We start from the raw sequence: 15,962 nt of genomic DNA on the forward strand, positions 1-15,962 counted from the left end.
CCCCATGTCACGACCGGTCGTCGTCGGAGTCGACGGATCTCCGGAGAGCCTGGCCGCCGCCGAGTGGGGTGCCCGGGAGGCGGTGCGTCGCGGCCTGCGACTGCACCTGGTGCACACCTCCGACCGGGGGCCGGACCAGGCGCTCTCTCCTGCGGCGAGCGCGATGCGGCACCGTCTGGGCCGGGGTGTCCTGCGCACGGTCGAGGAACGCGTCGCGCGGGCCTGCCCGGAGGCGCTGCTCACCGACGAGCACATCGAGGGCCCGGCGGCTGCCGTACTCCTGCACGCCGCTCGGAACGCCGAGTTGCTGGTGCTCGGTTCGCGCGGGCTGAGCGGCTTCACCGGATTCCTCGTGGGGTCGGTGGCCCAGGCCGTCGTCGCCCGGGCCGTCCGTCCGGTCGTCCTGGTCGAGGCCGGGCAGCGGTCCGCGGACGAGCATCTTCTGAACGGGGACGGCTACGCGTCGCCGTTCACGCCGTACCGTGACGTCGTTCTCGGCGTCGACCTGGGCAAGGCGTGCGACGAGGTGATCGAGTTCGCCTTCGAGGCAGCCGCGCTGCGCGGGGCGCCGTTGCGCGTGCTCCATGCCTGGGACACCTCGTCTGCCGCTCCCCCCGGACCCGGAGACCCCGGACTCGGTGAAGGGCCCCGGCGCGAGGAGGAGTTGCGCGGCCTCCTGGCCGGAGTCCTCCAGAACTGGCGGGACAAATACCCGGGCGTCGAGGTCACCTCCACGGTCGTCAGGGGCAGGGCAGGAGCACACCTGGTCCGCGCCGCCTCGGACGCCGGACTCCTCGTCGTCGGCCGCCATCTGCGCGACCGCCGTCCCGGTCCGCACACCGGTCCGGTCACCCGCACCGTGATCCACCGCGCGCGCTGCCCCGTCGCCGTCGTGGCGCACGGCTGAGTTCCGCGCCCGCAGACATCAACGACGAACGGCGGTGCCCACCATGGAGACAGTCTCCGCTCAGGTCGACCACGCGGCCCACCACCTGGTCCGTGCGGCCGTCAGCGCGCCCTCGGTGCACAACACCCAGCCCTGGCTGTTCGTCGGCCGGGACACCGACCTCGACGTGTACGCGGACCCCACGCGCCGGCTCCTGCTCACCGACCCGGACGGGCGGGAGCAGCTCATCAGCGGCGGCGCGGCCCTGTTCAACGTGCGGGTCGCCATGCGGCACCTGGGCTTCCAGCCCGTCGTACAGCTGCTCCCCACTCCCTGGAACCCGGCCCATCTCGCCCGCGTCGGCTGGGGGCCGTACGCGAGGCCGAGCACCGACGAGAACCTGATGTACCGCGCTCTGTGGCAACGGCACACGCACCGCGGTCCCTTCCAGCAGTCGCCGCTTCCGCAGCCGCTGATCGGGGAGTTGCGTGAGCACGCCCGTGCGGAGGGTGCCGCGCTGTACACGGTGGAATCCCGTGTCGCGCGGCGTCAGCTCGCTGAGCTGGTCCGGTCCGCCGAGGCCGTCCACCGCAACGACCCCGGCCACATCGCCGAGTTGGTCCACTGGACGCGAGGCGCCCAGGACCGACGTCCGGACGGCGTCCCCCTGGACGTCTGCGTCCGTCCCCCGGACCACACCGGTCTCGTCGGCCGCGACTTCCTGGGGCTCACCCGCACCCTGCCGGACGTGCCAGAGGTCTGGCCCCCGGAGACGGGGCTGACCCTCGTCCTCACCACGCGGCACGACACCCGGGAGGACTGGCTGCGCGCGGGGCAGGCCCTCCAGCGGGTCCTGCTGCACGCCACCACCCGCTGGGCCGTGGCCGCCTTCCACACCCAGCCCCTCGAAGTCCCGCGGCTGCGCACCCAGGTCCGCACGACGCTCACGCGCGGAGAGTTCCCGCAGATGATCCTGCGCCTCGGCCACGCCCCCCGCAGCCGCCCGACCCCACGGCGAGGACCCGACACGGTCCTCAGCGCGGAGTGACGAGGCACCCCCCCAAGGCAGGGGGCGCGGCGCTCGTGCGAGCACACATCCGCGATCGGCTCATGGCCGGAAGCCCTGCCACCCGCGCGACCGGGCGTGACGGCGAGACCGCCGGACCGCACCACGAAGCCGGAACCCCGCCCTGTGACATACGCCGGTCGGACTCGGACGGGGTGTCACTCGGGCGCCGCGTACCCGACGCCTCAGCCGGCCGGCGCGGGGACGCCCGCGCAGCAGGCCTTGTCCGATCGCGACACGCACGACGAAGCCTGCCCGGTGGGCCGTTCGGCCCTGGACCGGCTCCGCGGACAGGCGCAGGCTGAGAAGTGGAGGCAGAAGCCGTCGCGCTCCCCCGCAGTCCCGCTCCGGGTCCCTGCGGGTCTGCCCGCTCGGCCCTCGTACCCCTCCGCCCGGGAGTGATCACGATGGAAGCCAAGCAGTGGACCGTACAGATCTACATCACCGAGGACGGCGACGACACTCACGCACGGGCCGTCCTGCGCACCCGGGACACGTCGACGGTCACCGGCCGTGGTGTGGCCCGGCGCAACCCGATCGACCGTGCCGTTCCGGAGATCGGTGACGAGCTCGCCGCCAGCCGTGCTCTGGAGGACCTCGCCATTCGGCTCCACGACGTCTACTCCGACGACTTCGTGGCGCTGGCCGGCCCCGCCGAGCCGTGACGGCCTGCCGCGCCACCGGCCGCCGCAACCAGCCGAACGGCCCCCGACGGGAGCCGTTCGGCACACCTTCCCCACAGATCCGCGACGGACACTGAAAGTGGCGCGGAGGCAGTTCCCCCCGACGCCCCGCGCCGGGAACGTCCCGATGGGTCGGTCCATCGGGACGGCATCCGCCTTGCGCGGGAGCGGGTGGATGCGTGCCCGCCGGTACGACCGACCGAGCCGTGCGGGCACCTTCCCCGACAGTCCAGGGGGAGGAGTGGACCTGCACGTCCGTCCGCGGGCGGACTACCCCCTCCCCCGCACGGCCGCCCGTCTCACGCCCTTTCGGTCTGCCGAACCGGCCGTGGCCACAGTCGTGCCGGACGTTTCGCCGCGCGGTCCTCCGCCCACCCGACCAGCAGTACCGCCACGGCGATGAGAGGCCAGGCGACGAGATACAGGAACCAAGTGGCTCCGAGCGGCAGGGAGTTCCCCAGCGCGGGGACCCGCCACATGCGGTCGATGAGCACCACCCCGAGGACCAGCGCCACCTCGTGCCACAGATAGACCGTGACGGCACGGGCGTTGAGCAGCACCACGGTGTCGTGCAGCGGCCGGTGGCGCCGCACCCAGCGGTCGCTCCGCGGGCCGAGCCGCAGGAGCAGCAGGACGAAGCCGAAGGACCACAGGGCCTGTCCGAGCGGGATCGAGCCGAGGTCGTAGCCCTCCTCGGTCCGGTGCGTCAGCGCGAACCAGCCGCCCACCGTCATGACGGCCGCGGCCACCGCCCACACCCGGGCCGCCGGCAACCGCCGTACGAGCCCGTCGTGGTGGGCGAAGCCCAGGAGCCAGCAGGCGGCGAACGTGGCCAGGTCGGTGAACGGCTCCTCGACCCGGGCCGGCAACGGCAGCAGCTCGAACTGTGCCAGCGCCGCGAGGACCAGTCCCGTCACCACGGCCGTCCAGGGCGCTCTGCGGAACGCCCGCAGCAGCAGCGGCGAGAGGATCACGAACAGCAGGTAGGCGCGGATGTACCAGAGCGGGGCGACGATCTGCCAGGCCCAGTCGGTGTGGGCGAAGGGCGGCTCGCTCACCGGCACGATCCAGAACACCATCCGCGCCCATCCGGACGCACGCCCGCCGCCGCCCTCGTCCGGCCGCCAGCCCGTCAGCAGCATCGCGACGACCATGACGAGGCCGAACAGCCACACCGGCGGCAGCAGTCGGCGCATGCGCGCCCGCACCACCGCCGCCGGAGTGCGGTCGTGACGGTCGAGCGAAGGGGCCATCAGCGAGCCGGCCAGCGCGAACATGACGCCCATGGCCGGGAACGCCAGGGTCAGCCAGGCCCAGTTGAAGGTGTGGTAAGTCACCACGCGGACCAGGGCCACGGCGCGCAGGAAGTCCAGATACAGGTTCCGGCCGCCGTTCTTGCGAACCGCCGCCGGTGGGGCGGCCGTTGTGGCGGTGGCCGTCGATGCCACTGCCCTCGTCGGCGGCCCCGGTGCCTTCACCTGTCCCGTGCGACGCAGCTTGTGCCAGCGCAGCCGGGCGCCGGTGAGCGCCGTGGTGCACGACTGGAGGAGCACCGTGTAGAGGAACTGGCGGTAGAAGAGCTGCTGGAGCGGCAGCGCCCACAGCACCCGCTGCTTCTCGCCGTCGAGCCGCAACGCGTAGGCGGCGCACAGCAGTTGTACGGCGAGCAGCGCGCCCCAGGCGGCCGCAGTGCGCACCGGGTCCTGGAAGAGGAGTCCGTACAGGAGGAACAGGTCGATGAGGGGGGCCAGCAGCGGGGTGAGGACGGTGAACAGCACGACCAGCGCGAGTCCGTATCGGCCGAAGTGTCCCGCGTGGCCCCGCTCGACGACCGCGTGACGGTGCTTCCACATCGACTGGAGGGTGCCGTAGCTCCACCGGTAGCGTTGACGCCACAACTGGCCGACGGTCACCGGCGCTTCGGTCCAGGCGCGGGCGCGCTCCTCGTAGACCACGTGCCAACTGCCCCGGTGCAGCGCCATGGTGAGGTCGGTGTCCTCGGCCAGGGTGTCGTCGCTCAGGCCGCCGACGTGGCGCAGCGCGGTGCGTCGGAACGCGCCGACGGCTCCCGGCACGGTGGGGATGCAGCCGAGTTCGTCGTACATGCGGCGGTCGAGGTTGAGGCCCATCACGTATTCGAGATGCTGCCAAGTGCCCAGCAGACTCCCCCGGTTGCCGACCTTGGTGTTGCCGGCCACCGCCCCCACCCGCCGGTCGGCGAAGGGCTGCACCAGCCGGTGCACGGTGTCCGGCTCGAAGACGGTGTCGCCGTCCATCATCACGATCAGCGGGTACGAGGCCCTGGCCACACCGGTGTTGAGCGCGGCCGACTTGCCGCGGTTGGCCTGTCGTACGACGCTGACGCAGGGCAGCGCGAGTGCCTCCACCGTCTCGGCCGTGCCGTCCGTGGAACCGTCGTCGACCACGACGACCTCGACGGGATGCTCGCTCTTGACCACGGACTGCACGGTGTGGGCAATGCACTTGCGTTCGTTGTAGGCGGGGATCACCACGCTCACGGGTTCGGTGACCTCCGGCCCCCAGGAGAAGCCCGGATCACGGCGCCGCCGGGCATGGCGGCGGGCGAACACCAGCATGGCCGCGAAGCGCAGCAGCATCAGCCCGCCCACCAGGGCCATCAGTGTCGCCAGCGCGGGCACGAGCCACTCGCCGACGGCCACGGCCGCCACGAAGACCCGACCGCTCCACAACTCCGCGCCGGAGACCGGGTGATGGGCGCTGCCCGCGCCCAGCCCTCCGGTGACGGTGGTGAACCGGTAACCCCGGCCGAGCAGTTCGGGGATCAGGGTGTCCAGGGCGCGGACGGTCCGGGAGCGGTCGCCGCCGGCGTCGTGCAGCAGTACCACGGCACCCTGCCCGTGCAGCCTCCCGGTGATGCTGTCCGCGATGTCGGTCGCGCCGGGCCTTCGCCAGTCCTCGGCGTCGATGTCGACGAGGGCGGTGATGTACCCCTTCGCGCCCAACTGCCGGACCACGGACCAGGAGAGGTCGTCCAGGTCCGCCGCGTGGGCCGAGTAGGGCGGGCGGACGAGCGAGCTGTGGATACCGGCCGCTCCCGCCAACGCGAGCTGGGTCTGGGCCAGTTCGCGGTCCGTGCGGGAAGTCGACTGGTACACGAGGTCGGGGTGGGTGAAGGTGTGCACACCGACCTCCTGTCCGGAGGTCACCATCCGGCGTACGAGGCCGGGTTGGCGGGCGGTCGCCGCGCCGGTGACGAAGAAGGTGCCCTTGACGCCGTAGCGGTCGAGCACGTCCAGGATCTTCGGGGTCCAGGCCGGGTCAGGGCCGTCGTCGAAGGTCAGGGCGACGGTGCGGTCCGACATCCGGTGGCTGCGCGGGGTGGAGCCGGTGGTGTCGATCACGGGGCCGCCGTGCAGCACCTTCTCCGGGACCCGGTCGGCCGCCACCGGCGGGTGCACCCGGTGGTCGGCGGCGAACTCCCCGTGCGTGTAGCCGTTCAGGAGCAGGATGCCCGTCATCACGGCCAGAACCACGAGCAGGGACACGATCCGCGGGCGGGAGGCTGTTCCGCGGCGACTCCCTCGGGTGCCGGTGGTGAGCCCCGGCTGCCGCGCGCTCATCAAGTCGCCGCAGGGACAGTGGAGATGCCGGGTGACTCCCCGTCGTCGCCCGAGCCGCTGGGCGTAGCGCCGGAACTCCCGGAGGTGGCATTCGACGTTCCGCCCGAAGCCGTGGGACCGGTGCCGGACGAGCCGCCGGAGCCCGTCGGGCCGGTCGCGGTCGAGGAGGCGGTCGGCGAGGAACTCGCCGTGGGCGCGGGCGAGGTGGCGGGGCCCGTCGCCGGGGCGGAGGGGCTGCCGCCCGAGGGCGGGTCCGTGGGCAGGGCCGTCGGTCCGGGAAGCGCGGACGGTGACGCCGACGGGCCACCGGAGGACGGGGCCACGGACTCAGCCGGCAGATCGCCGCGCGGGGTCTCGGTCACGGTACCGGGCTTCTCGGACGGCAGCCCCGGTACGGGCAGTACGGTGCGCGGGGCGAACGGTGTCGCGCCCATGAAACTGAGCGCCAGTACGCCGGTGTACGCGGCACACAGCGCGCCGGCCGCGTAGGCGACGCGCCGGATGCGCCGTCCACGGCGTCCGCTGGAGTCGACGAAGACGGGGTCGGAGCCGTCCCCCTCCGTGGTCTGGCGGGCCGCGGGGATCAGCGGCACCGTGTCGGTGTTCGGGTGTCTGGGCCGGGACGGCCCCACCCGGGACCGGAACATCTCCTCCCCTCCCCCCTTCCGCGTCCGTCGGTCCAAGCCTTGTGCGGTACCCGGCCGTGCCCAATGGGCCGACCGGCACCACAGAGGGGTCGTCCGGGTCCTGCCGCACTGCCGACTCCCGTTCCAGCCTTGGTCTGGGGAGACGTTCAGGGGAGGAGAAGATCATGGCGTCCGTCACCTTCGACCACGCGACCCGGTGCTTCGCGGGCATGGATCACCCGGCCGTCAGCGACCTCGATCTGGAGATCGCCGACGGCGAGTTCATGGTCCTGGTGGGACCGTCCGGCTGCGGCAAGTCGACCAGCCTGCGCATGCTCGCCGGGCTTGAGGAGGTCGACTCCGGGTCGATCCGTATCGGCGACCGGGACGTGACCCATCTGCCGCCCAAGGACCGCGACATCGCGATGGTGTTCCAGAACTACGCGCTGTACCCGCACATGACGACGGCCGCCAACATGGGCTTCGCGCTCAAGATCGCGCGCATGCCCAAGCCCCGCGTCCAGCAGCGCGTCCAGGAGGCCGCGGCCGTCCTGGACCTGGAGGAGTACCTCGACCGCAAGCCCAAGTCCCTCTCCGGCGGCCAGCGGCAGCGGGTGGCGATGGGGCGCGCCATCGTGCGCGAACCCCGGGTGTTCCTGATGGACGAGCCGCTGTCCAACCTGGACGCCAAGCTGCGCGTCCAGACCCGCACCCAGATCGCCGTGCTGCAGCGCCGGCTGGGCACCACCACCGTGTACGTCACCCACGACCAGGTCGAGGCCATGACGATGGGCGACCGCCTCGCCGTCATGAAGGACGGCGTACTGCAACAGGTGGGCACCCCCAAGGAGGTCTTCGGGCATCCCGCCAACACCTTCGTCGCCGGCTTCATCGGCTCCCCCGCGATGAACCTCTTCCGGCTGCCGCTCACCGCGGACGGGGCCCAACTGGGCGGCCTGGTCGTGCCCTTGACCCGTACCGCGCTCAACGCCGCATCCGCCGACGGCGGTACCGAGATCACGCTCGGCATCCGGCCCGAGCATCTCCAGGTGCTCTCCCCCGACGACCTGGAGACCCCGGCGCTGGACCTGGTCATCGACGCGGTCGAGGACACCGGGGCCATCGCGTACCTCCACGCGACCGCGAAGCTCGGCCAGGACCTCGTCCCGGTCGTCGTCCGGCTCCCCGGTCGCCCCACCCAGAGCAAGGGATCCGCACTCCGCGTCGCGGTGCACGGCGACGCCGACGCGGTGCACTGCTTCTCATCCGTGACCGGCCTGCGGCTCGCCGGGGACACGGGGTCGGTCCCCGCGGATGCGCACACCCCCGGACAGACCGTCTCGGCGGACGGGCCGAGCCCTCAGGACATGGTCTCCGTTCACCCGGCCGGGTCGCCTGCGCAGTCCACAGCGGCGTCCGAGGAGGCCCCTACGATCTGAGCCCGTCCGATTCGTAGGTGAGGTTGTCCGTGATCGCGACGACGCCGTCCACCTGTCCGGCGATCCGCGCCGCGAGCCGGGCGTCGCCGCGTCGCGCCAGGTGGCCCCGCAGCGTCACCACCCCGTCGGCGACGGCGGCGTCCACCTCGTACCGGGGGCAGGCGATCCCCCGGACCACCCGGTCGACGACGTCCCGGCCGATCTCCGTGTCGGGGCGCAGGAAGAGCTTCAGCAGGTTGCCCCTGGTGACGATGCCGACCAGTCGGTCCTCGTCGTCCACCACGGGCAGCAGCGCCACATGGTGCCGATCCATCATCGACGCGGCGTCCGTCACCTGCTGCTCCGGGGCGACGATGAACGCGGGTCGTGTCATGAGCTGCTCCGCGGTCCTGGCCCGGGCCTTGGCCGTGGCCGAGCGCGCGGAACGGGTCGGCCGCAGCACGTGGAAACGCCCGTGGTGATGGTCCGGATCCTGCCGCACCTGGTGGTACAGCAGGTCGGTCTCGGAGATCACCCCGACGACCTTCTCCTGGTCGTCCACCACCGGCAGTCCGCTGATGCGGTGTTCCGCCAGCAGTCGGGCGACTTCCTTGAACGGTGTGTCGCGGCAGGCGCGCACGACCTCCCGGGTCATGACTTCCTTGACCCTGAAACCACCCATGGCCGTTTCCTCCCGCTCTCTTCGGTCGGCTCTGATTCGCTCCGCCGACAACGCCAGCGTCGTCGAAGCGCAGCCCACGCGGCTTGGGCCCAGCGGGGCACCGGTGAGGACAACCAGCCCATCCCCCACCGGAGTCGACACATCCCACTCCTGTCACGGCTCTCCGCGTCCGGGCATGCGGACCGGTCGGCAAGACCTTCCGTATCCTTCACGACGGCTGCCCAGTCACCCTCGACGACTTCCGTTCCATCGGCGAGCGGCTGCGCGAACCGTGCCCGCCCGGACGTAGGCTCACGGCACCACCGCCGCCCGAGGGAGCCCCGCCCGTGACCGTCCGAGTGCGCCGTGTCTACGATCCGCCCGAGCCGGAGGACGGCGTCCGTGTCCTGGTCGACCGGCTGTGGCCGCGCGGCCTGTCCAAGGACGCGGCCCGCGTCGACGAGTGGCCCAAGGCCCTGACCCCGTCGAACGAACTGCGCCGCTGGTACCACGCGGGCGAGGGGTCGTACGAGGAGTTCACCGGCCGTTACGAGGCGGAGCTCGCCGAGCCGGAGGCGGCCCAACTCCTGCACACCTTGGGGAACTTGGTCCGGATGGGGCCGGTGACCCTGTTGACGGCGGTGAAGTCGCCGGAGCGCAGTCACGCCTCGGTACTGGCCCGCCTCCTCGACAGCTGAGGAGACGGGCCGCGGCGTCCGGTCAGGCGGTCTGCCTGGCCGCCGCGCGGCCCGCGGCGCGGCCGGAGAAGAGGCAGCCGCCGAGGAAGGTGCCTTCGAGGGCGTTGTAGCCGTGCACGCCACCGCCGCCGAAGCCGGCCACCTCGCCCGCCGCGTACAGTCCGCCGATCGGCTTTCCGTCGGCGCCCAGGGCGCGCGAGTCGAGGTCGGTCTGGATGCCGCCGAGGGTCTTGCGGGTCAGGACGTGCAGCTTGACCCCGATGAGTGGGCCTGCGGCCGGGTCGAGAATGCGGTGCGGGGTGGCCACGCGGCCCAGCCGGTCGCCGATGTAGCGGCGGGCGTTGCGGATGCCCTGGATCTGGGAGTCCTTGCTGTACGGGTTGGCCAGCTGGAGGTCGCGGGCCTCGATCTGGCGGCGCACCACGGCCGCGTCGAGAAGCGGCTTGTCGGTCAACTGGTTCATTTTCTCGACCAGTTGCTCCAGGTTGCCGGCGGTCACGAAGTCCGCGCCCTTGCGCAGGAAGGCGTCCACCGGGCCGGGTGCGCCCTTGCCGAGGAGCCGGTCGCGCAGCACCGCCTTCTTGTCCTTGGCGGTGATGTCGGGGTTCTGCTCGGAGCCCGACAGCGCGAACTCCTTCTCGATGATCTTCTGGGTGAGGATGAACCAGGAGTGGTCGTGCTCCGCCAAGCCCGCTGTCGTGCGCAGGTACTTGAGGGTGTTGAGGGTGTCGTAGCCCGGCAGGCACGGGTCGGGCAGGCGGCGGCCCAGGGCGTCGAACCACAGGGAGGACGGGCCGGGCAGGATGCGGATGCCGTGGCCGGGCCAGACCGGGTTCCAGTTCTGCAGGCCCTCGGTGTAGTGCCACATACGGTCGCGGTTGACCAGTCGTACGCCCGCCTCGGCGCTGATGTCGAGCATCCTGCCGTCGACGTAGGCGGGGACGCCGGTGACCATCTCGGCGGGCGGGGTGCCGAGGCGTTCGGGCCAGTAGCGGCGGACGATGTCGTGGTTGGCGCCGATGCCGCCGGTGGTGACGACGACGGCCTGTGCGGTGAGTTCGAACTCGCCGATCGCCTCGCGGCTGGAGGAGACTCCGCGCGCCGAGTCGTCCTCGGCGAGGACCGTGCCGCGTACGCCGCGCGCCTCGCCCTCCGCGACGACCAGCTCGTCGACCTGGTGGCGGTAGTAGAAGGTGAGGAGTCCGTCGCGGGCGGCCTGCTTGGCGTAGTTCACGAAGGGTTCGACCACTCCGGTGCCGGTGCCCCACGTGACATGGAAGCGCGGGACGGAGTTGCCGTGTCCGTGGGCGCGCAGGTCTCCGCGTTCCGCCCAGCCGACGGTGGGCAGCAGCTTGATGCCGTGGCCGTCGAGCCAGGTCCGCTTCTCGCCGGCCGCGAACTCGACGTAGGCGCGCGCCCAGCGCACCGCCCACGAGTCCTCGTCGTCGACGCGGTCGAAGCCGGCGCTGCCCTGCCAGTCGCTCCAGGCCAGGTCGAAGGAGTCCTTGATGCCGAGGCGGCGCTGTTCCGGCGAGTCGACGAGGAACAGTCCGCCGAAGGACCAGAACGCCTGCCCGCCGAGGTTGGCGGCGTTCTCCTGGTCGACGAGCGCGACCCGGCGGCCCCGGCTGGTCAGTTCATGGGCCGCGACCAGACCGGCCAGCCCGGCTCCGACGACGATGACGTCCGCATCCATGGCGACCGTTGCCTTTCTCATTCGGGGGCGCGGCTGCCGTCGGTCAGCAGCGCGGTGAGGAGTTGCTTCAGCCAGACGCGGGCGTGCTCCACGTCCTTGTCCAGCAGGAGTTGGGTGGTGACGCCGTCGTACGCGGCCACCACTGCGTACGCCGCCGCGTCCAGGTCGCCGAGTACGGCCGGGAGTTCGGCGAGACCCCGGGCGCGGGCCAGGCGGTGCGCGATCGCTCCGCGCAGCCGGGCCCGGTGTCCCAGCAGGGTCCCCGCCACGGTGGCGTCCCGGGCCGCGTGCACCAGGAAGTCGGTCTTCACCAGGAGCCAGTCCAGGTCGAGGAGCAGCACGTCGGTGACGCGGTCCACGGCGGCGGGGACGTCGAGGTCGGGGCCGTCGAGGGCGAGTGCGTCGGCCACCTGCTCGGCGATCAGCTCGGCCCGCTCCTGGTAGAGCGCGAAGAACAGCCCGTCCAGGCTGTCGAAGTTCGAGTAGAAGGCGCCCCTGCTGTAACCGGCGGCCTCGCAGACCTCCTCGATGGAGACCCGCCCGAAGCCTTTCGCGGCGAACACGGCGAACGCGGCGTCCAGCAGATTGGCACGCGTGCGCACCCGCCGCCTGGTCACCCGCTTGGCCGTCGCCTCCGTCACCATGCCCGGACCTCCGCGTCCCGATGTTCGATACGTGAATGTATCCGATACATCGATGTATCGAAAGAGCCGCGTTCTCATGGGAACAGATATTCGAATAAGGGGTACGCTGGTCCCATGACCGCGCACCACCTCCAGGGCTCCCTCTTCGACCAGACCGACCGGCTCCGGCTCGGCCCCCTCCACGGGATCCGGCGCACCACGCTGGGTCTCGGCGCCTGGATCGACGTGCTGCCCGGGTGGCTGAGCGGCGCCGACGCCCTGTTCGAGGAGCTGGCCGTCGACGTGCCGTGGCGCGCCGAGCGCCGTCAGATGTACGACCAGGTCGTGGCCGTACCCCGACTGCTCGCCCACTACGGTGCGGACGACGCACTGCCGCATCCGGTGCTGGCCGAGGCCCGGGACGCGCTCTCGGCGTACTACGCACGGGAGTTGGGCGAGCCCTTCACCACGTCCGGGCTGTGCTACTACCGGGACGGGCGGGACAGTGTCGCCTGGCACGGTGACCGGATCGGGCGGGGTGCCCATGTGGACACCATGGTGGCGATCCTCTCCGTGGGCGCGCCCCGCGACCTGCTGCTGCGTCCGCTGCGCGGCGGCGCGTCGGTGCGGCACGCGCTGGGGCACGGCGATCTGATCGTGATGGGCGGCTCCTGTCAGCGGACCTGGGAGCACTGCGTCCCCAAGACCACCCGAGCCGCGGGGCCGCGCATCAGCGTGCAGTTCCGCCCGCACGGCGTGCGCTGAGGCGGAGAGGCGGCCGCTTCGGACGCGCGCGGGGGCCGCCTCCGGCGGACGGTGCCGGAGGCGGCTTCCCCCGCGCGCGCAAGGACTGTACGCGTCTGGTTGGCTGGATCCCGAACGACTGGCCGGATCCGAAGAGCACCACCAGGCAAGGAACGATCATGCGGGCAGAAGTACGTCAAGTCGCCGACGCCGTCTACCTCGTGCACGGCAGCAACACCAACTGGGTGATCCTCACCGACGGCGACACGGCCACGCTGGTGGACACCGGGTATCCCGGGGACCGCGGGCTCGTGCTCGACTCCCTTGAGCAGGTGGGGAGTTCAGCGCAGGCGGTCACGGCGGTGCTCCTCACCCACGCCCACAACGACCACCTCGGCTCGGCGGAGTTCCTGCACAGCGCCCACGGCACGCCCGTCTACGCGCACGAGGCCGAAGTGCCGCACGCCCGCAGGGAGTTCCTGCAGCAGGTGACCCTGGGCAAGGTGCTGAAGAACGCCTGGCGTCCCGGCGTACTGCCGTGGGCGGTGCACACGATCCGCGCCGGAGGCATGGAGCAGCATCCGGTCTCCGCGGCCGAGGCCTTTCCGGCCGGGGACGGCCCCCTCGACCTGCCCGGCCGGCCCGTCCCCGTGCACACCCCCGGCCACACGAACGGGCACTGCGTCTTCCATCTCCCGGACAGCGGGATCGTGATCTCCGGGGATGCCCTGGTCAGCGGCCATCCCACCTCGCGGATCAAGGGCCCGCAGCTGCTGCCCGGCATGTTCCACCACGAGCGCGAGCGGGCCGTCGCCTCGCTGGACGCCCTCGAAGCGCTCGATGCCGACACCCTGCTGCCCGGCCACGGCCCCCTGCACACCGGTCCGATCCGTGAGGCGACGCAGCGCGCCCGCGAACTCGCGCTCTAGGGTCACCTCATGGCACTGCAGATCAACGCGACCAACCCCGAGCATCCGGTGCTCCTGCTGGAACTGCCCTGGGACGTTCCGCTGGAGGAGTGGCCCGACGAGTACCTGGTGCCGCTGCCGCGCGGCATCTCCCGTCACGTCGTGCGCTACGCCCGCGCCGGCAGCGAGGTCATAGCCGTCAAGGAGCTGGCGGAACGGCCCGCACTGCGCGAGTACGAGCTGCTGCGCGACCTGGACCGGCTCGGCATCCCCGCCGTCGACCCCCTCGCCGTGGTCACCGGACGCGCCGACACGGCCGGCGAGCCGCTGGAACCGGTGCTGATCACCCGGCATCTGGGCGGCTCGATGCCGTACCGCTCGATGTTCGAGACGACGCTGCGGCCGGCCACCATGCACCGGCTGATGGACGCGCTGGCCGTGCTGCTGGTGCGGCTGCACCTGGCCGGGTTCGCGTGGGGCGACTGCTCGCTGTCCAACACGCTGTTCCGGCGGGACGCCGGCGCCTACGCCGCCTACCTCGTGGACGCGGAGACCGGCGACCTGCACGCGCGGTTGAGCGACGGGCAGCGGGAGTACGACCTCGATCTCGCCCGCGTCAACATCAGCGGGGAGCTGCTCGACCTGGAGGCGTCCGGGGCGCTGCACCCGTCCGTCGACCCGATCGAGTTCGGCATGGAGATCTGCGCCCGCTACCAGGGGCTGTGGGAGGAGCTGACCCGCACCTCGGTGTACCCGGCGGGCAAGTACCACTTCATCGAGCGCCGGATCCGGCGCCTGAACGAACTCGGCTTCGACGTGGCCGAGATGCAGATCGAGCACTCCTCGAACGGCGACACGGTCACCTTCGTGCCCAAGGTCGTCGACGCGGGCCATCACCAGCGTCAACTGCTGCGTCTGACCGGCCTGGACGCCGAGGAGAACCAGGCGCGGCGGCTGCTCAACGACCTGGAGAGCTGGATGGCCACCCAGGACGACTACGCCCCGGGCGATCCGCTCGCCGCCCGGCCCGAGGTGCTCGCGCACCGGTGGGTGCGGGACGTGTTCCGGCCCACGGTGCGCGCCGTGCCGCTGGAGCTGCGCGGGTCGATGGACCCGGCCGAGATCTACCACGAGCTGCTCGAACACCGCTGGTATCTGGCCGAGCGGGCGCAGCACGACATCGATCTGGACACGGTGGTCGAGGACTACATCACCAACATCCTGCCGAAGGTGCGCGAGACCCTGGAGCCGGCCGCGCCGGAGTAGCGGGATCAGCCCGTGCCGGGCGCGCCCGTGGTCCCGCGGACCACCAGGCGCGGTGCGACGACCTGTTCGCCGTCCGGTACGGCCTCGCCGTCGAGGCGGGCGATGGCGCGGCCGACGGCGAGTTGCGCGAGGCGGGGGATGTCCTGGGCGACGGTGGTGAGGTCGATGTGGGCGAGCCGGGACAGGGTGGTGTCGTCGAAACCGACCACGGAGATCTCGCCGGGGACGGCGACACCGGCCCGCAGGAAGGTGTCGAGGACGCCCGTGGCGCAGCGGTCGTTGAAGGCGAGGACCGCGCTGGGACGGGGTTTCTCCGCGAGCAGGGTTCTGGCGGCGCGTGCGCCGTCGTCCTCGGTGAGCCCGCCGGGCAGGACCCGGATGTGTTCGTCGAGGCCGTGGCGGCGCATCGCGGTGCGGTAGCCGCGGCGGCGGTCGGCGGCGCCGGGCGCCCGGCCGCCGTCGATGTGGGCGACGGCCCGGTGGCCGAGCGCCACCAGGTGGTCGACGGCCTGGCGGGCGCCCTCGTCGTCGGCGGTGCGGACGACGTCCACGGCCGGCGGGGCGGGCCGCAGCCGCCGGGCCACCGAGACGACCGGGACCTGGGTGGCGAGGTGCGCCAGGCGGGTGGCCGGGACCTCGGGGCCGAGCAGGACCAGCGCCTCGCAGCGGTCGGCGAGCAGCGCCTCCACGGCCTGCCGCTCACCGCGCGTGGGCGCCACCGCGCTGAGCGCCACCTGATAGCCGGCGGGCTCGGCGGCGGCGTAGATGCCTTCGACCAGGTCGGTGTGGAAGGGATGGCGCAGCCCGAACTGCACGCCGAGCAGTCGTGAGCGGTTGCTGCGCAGCACCCTGGCCCGGGTGTCGGGCCGGTAGCCGAGCTCCTCGGCGGCCTTGAGCACCCGCTCCCGGGAGGCGGCGCTCGCGCCGTAGGCCCCGCGCATCACGATCGAGACCAGCGCGACGGAGACTCCCGCCCGGGCCGCGACATGGGCCAGGGTGGGCCGCTTGCCGTCGGGGAGCTCGGGGGTGGCCGGCACGGAGGTCCTTACGGTCGGGGGGTCGTCACCTGTCGAGATCCTAGCTGT

General features: G+C 72.2%; 13 protein-coding genes and 1 pseudogene. 8 read left to right on the top strand and 6 right to left on the bottom strand.

All coding sequences use genetic code 11. From position 1 onward, the window contains the following. The first annotated feature begins 4 nt into the window (after window positions 1–4). The 3 genes from ACWDEW_RS33530 to ACWDEW_RS33540 all read left to right on the top strand — a co-directional run bounded on the left by ACWDEW_RS33530 (window position 5) and on the right by ACWDEW_RS33540 (window position 2,617). Window positions 5–907 carry a universal stress protein gene (locus ACWDEW_RS33530; RefSeq protein ID WP_450517824.1) on the top strand — a complete coding sequence of 301 codons (903 nt, stop codon included), beginning with the start codon at window positions 5–7 and terminating at the stop codon, window positions 905–907. Window positions 908–950: 43 nt separating this feature from the next. After that, a complete protein-coding gene (locus ACWDEW_RS33535) occupies window positions 951–1,934 on the top strand; it encodes an Acg family FMN-binding oxidoreductase (protein ID WP_450517826.1) in 984 nt (327 codons plus the stop codon). Window positions 1,935–2,359: 425 nt separating this feature from the next. Then, the gene (locus ACWDEW_RS33540) at window positions 2,360–2,617 is read left to right on the top strand and encodes a DUF1876 domain-containing protein (RefSeq protein WP_450517828.1); all 258 of its coding nucleotides are present in this window, start codon (window positions 2,360–2,362) and stop codon (window positions 2,615–2,617) included. Between the two features lie 317 nt (window positions 2,618–2,934). Here the strand turns inward: ACWDEW_RS33540 and ACWDEW_RS33545 are convergent, their stop codons facing one another. Together ACWDEW_RS33545 and ACWDEW_RS33550 are read right to left on the bottom strand one after the other, a co-directional pair. Further along, on the bottom strand, window positions 2,935–6,237 hold the full coding sequence (locus tag ACWDEW_RS33545) for a glycosyltransferase (protein WP_450517830.1): 3,303 nt from the start codon (window positions 6,235–6,237) through the stop codon (window positions 2,935–2,937). Next, a complete protein-coding gene (locus ACWDEW_RS33550; protein ID WP_450517831.1) occupies window positions 6,237–6,884 on the bottom strand; it encodes a hypothetical protein in 648 nt (215 codons plus the stop codon). Before ACWDEW_RS33550 ends, ACWDEW_RS33545 begins: the two co-directional genes overlap by 1 nt. A gap of 164 nt (window positions 6,885–7,048) precedes the next feature. On the opposite strand from ACWDEW_RS33550, the pseudogene ACWDEW_RS33555 reads away from it, so the two are divergent. Next, window positions 7,049–8,152 (top strand): annotated as a pseudogene (locus tag ACWDEW_RS33555) (ABC transporter ATP-binding protein); the annotation flags it as partial. A 139-nt stretch (window positions 8,153–8,291) separates the two neighbouring features. Here the strand turns inward: ACWDEW_RS33555 and ACWDEW_RS33560 are convergent. Then, on the bottom strand, window positions 8,292–8,963 hold the full coding sequence (locus tag ACWDEW_RS33560) for a CBS domain-containing protein (protein WP_450517833.1): 672 nt from the start codon (window positions 8,961–8,963) through the stop codon (window positions 8,292–8,294). Window positions 8,964–9,289: 326 nt separating this feature from the next. Between ACWDEW_RS33560 and ACWDEW_RS33565 the strand changes: the two genes are divergently transcribed. Then, window positions 9,290–9,640 (top strand): DUF488 domain-containing protein, encoded by a 351-nt coding sequence (locus tag ACWDEW_RS33565; protein ID WP_450517835.1) that lies wholly within the window; start codon window positions 9,290–9,292, stop codon window positions 9,638–9,640. Window positions 9,641–9,662: 22 nt separating this feature from the next. Here the strand turns inward: ACWDEW_RS33565 and ACWDEW_RS33570 are convergent, their stop codons facing one another. Both ACWDEW_RS33570 and ACWDEW_RS33575 read right to left on the bottom strand, forming a co-directional pair. Beyond that, on the bottom strand, window positions 9,663–11,336 hold the full coding sequence (locus ACWDEW_RS33570) for an FAD-binding dehydrogenase (protein ID WP_450517837.1): 1,674 nt from the start codon (window positions 11,334–11,336) through the stop codon (window positions 9,663–9,665). 17 nt (window positions 11,337–11,353) lie between these two features. Continuing rightward, on the bottom strand, window positions 11,354–11,980 hold the full coding sequence (locus ACWDEW_RS33575; RefSeq protein ID WP_450517839.1) for a TetR/AcrR family transcriptional regulator: 627 nt from the start codon (window positions 11,978–11,980) through the stop codon (window positions 11,354–11,356). Window positions 11,981–12,094: 114 nt separating this feature from the next. Between ACWDEW_RS33575 and ACWDEW_RS33580 the strand changes: the two genes are divergently transcribed. The 3 genes from ACWDEW_RS33580 to ACWDEW_RS33590 all read left to right on the top strand — a co-directional run bounded on the left by ACWDEW_RS33580 (window position 12,095) and on the right by ACWDEW_RS33590 (window position 14,877). After that, complete coding sequence (locus tag ACWDEW_RS33580; protein WP_450517840.1) at window positions 12,095–12,724, top strand: alpha-ketoglutarate-dependent dioxygenase AlkB; 630 nt, start codon at window positions 12,095–12,097, stop codon at window positions 12,722–12,724. A 158-nt stretch (window positions 12,725–12,882) separates the two neighbouring features. Next, window positions 12,883–13,632: an MBL fold metallo-hydrolase gene (locus tag ACWDEW_RS33585; protein WP_450517842.1), complete on the top strand. Its 750-nt coding sequence runs from the start codon at window positions 12,883–12,885 to the stop codon at window positions 13,630–13,632. A 9-nt stretch (window positions 13,633–13,641) separates the two neighbouring features. Next, window positions 13,642–14,877, top strand: a complete 1,236-nt coding sequence (locus ACWDEW_RS33590; protein ID WP_450517844.1) for a DUF4032 domain-containing protein — start codon at window positions 13,642–13,644, stop codon at window positions 14,875–14,877. Window positions 14,878–14,882: 5 nt separating this feature from the next. Here the strand turns inward: ACWDEW_RS33590 and ACWDEW_RS33595 are convergent, their stop codons facing one another. Continuing rightward, a complete protein-coding gene (locus ACWDEW_RS33595) occupies window positions 14,883–15,914 on the bottom strand; it encodes a LacI family DNA-binding transcriptional regulator (protein ID WP_450517845.1) in 1,032 nt (343 codons plus the stop codon). Between the last annotated feature and the right edge of the window lie 48 nt (window positions 15,915–15,962).

The sequence above is a fragment of the Streptomyces sp. NPDC001100 genome (assembly GCF_053598575.1).

What these genes read in the sequence shown, in the direction of transcription:
- ACWDEW_RS33540 (WP_450517828.1), top strand. Translation starts at nt 2,360, where the DNA reads ATGGAAGCCAAGCAGTGGACCGTACAGATCTACATCACCGAGGACGGC.
- ACWDEW_RS33535 (WP_450517826.1), top strand. Translation starts at nt 951, where the DNA reads ATGGAGACAGTCTCCGCTCAGGTCGACCACGCGGCCCACCACCTGGTC.
- ACWDEW_RS33545 (WP_450517830.1), bottom strand. Translation starts at nt 6,237, where the DNA reads ATGAGCGCGCGGCAGCCGGGGCTCACCACCGGCACCCGAGGGAGTCGC.
- ACWDEW_RS33575 (WP_450517839.1), bottom strand. Translation starts at nt 11,980, where the DNA reads ATGGTGACGGAGGCGACGGCCAAGCGGGTGACCAGGCGGCGGGTGCGC.
- ACWDEW_RS33550 (WP_450517831.1), bottom strand. Translation starts at nt 6,884, where the DNA reads ATGTTCCGGTCCCGGGTGGGGCCGTCCCGGCCCAGACACCCGAACACC.
- ACWDEW_RS33560 (WP_450517833.1), bottom strand. Translation starts at nt 8,963, where the DNA reads ATGGGTGGTTTCAGGGTCAAGGAAGTCATGACCCGGGAGGTCGTGCGC.
- ACWDEW_RS33590 (WP_450517844.1), top strand. Translation starts at nt 13,642, where the DNA reads ATGGCACTGCAGATCAACGCGACCAACCCCGAGCATCCGGTGCTCCTG.
- ACWDEW_RS33585 (WP_450517842.1), top strand. Translation starts at nt 12,883, where the DNA reads ATGCGGGCAGAAGTACGTCAAGTCGCCGACGCCGTCTACCTCGTGCAC.
- ACWDEW_RS33530 (WP_450517824.1), top strand. Translation starts at nt 5, where the DNA reads ATGTCACGACCGGTCGTCGTCGGAGTCGACGGATCTCCGGAGAGCCTG.
- ACWDEW_RS33570 (WP_450517837.1), bottom strand. Translation starts at nt 11,336, where the DNA reads ATGGATGCGGACGTCATCGTCGTCGGAGCCGGGCTGGCCGGTCTGGTC.
- ACWDEW_RS33580 (WP_450517840.1), top strand. Translation starts at nt 12,095, where the DNA reads ATGACCGCGCACCACCTCCAGGGCTCCCTCTTCGACCAGACCGACCGG.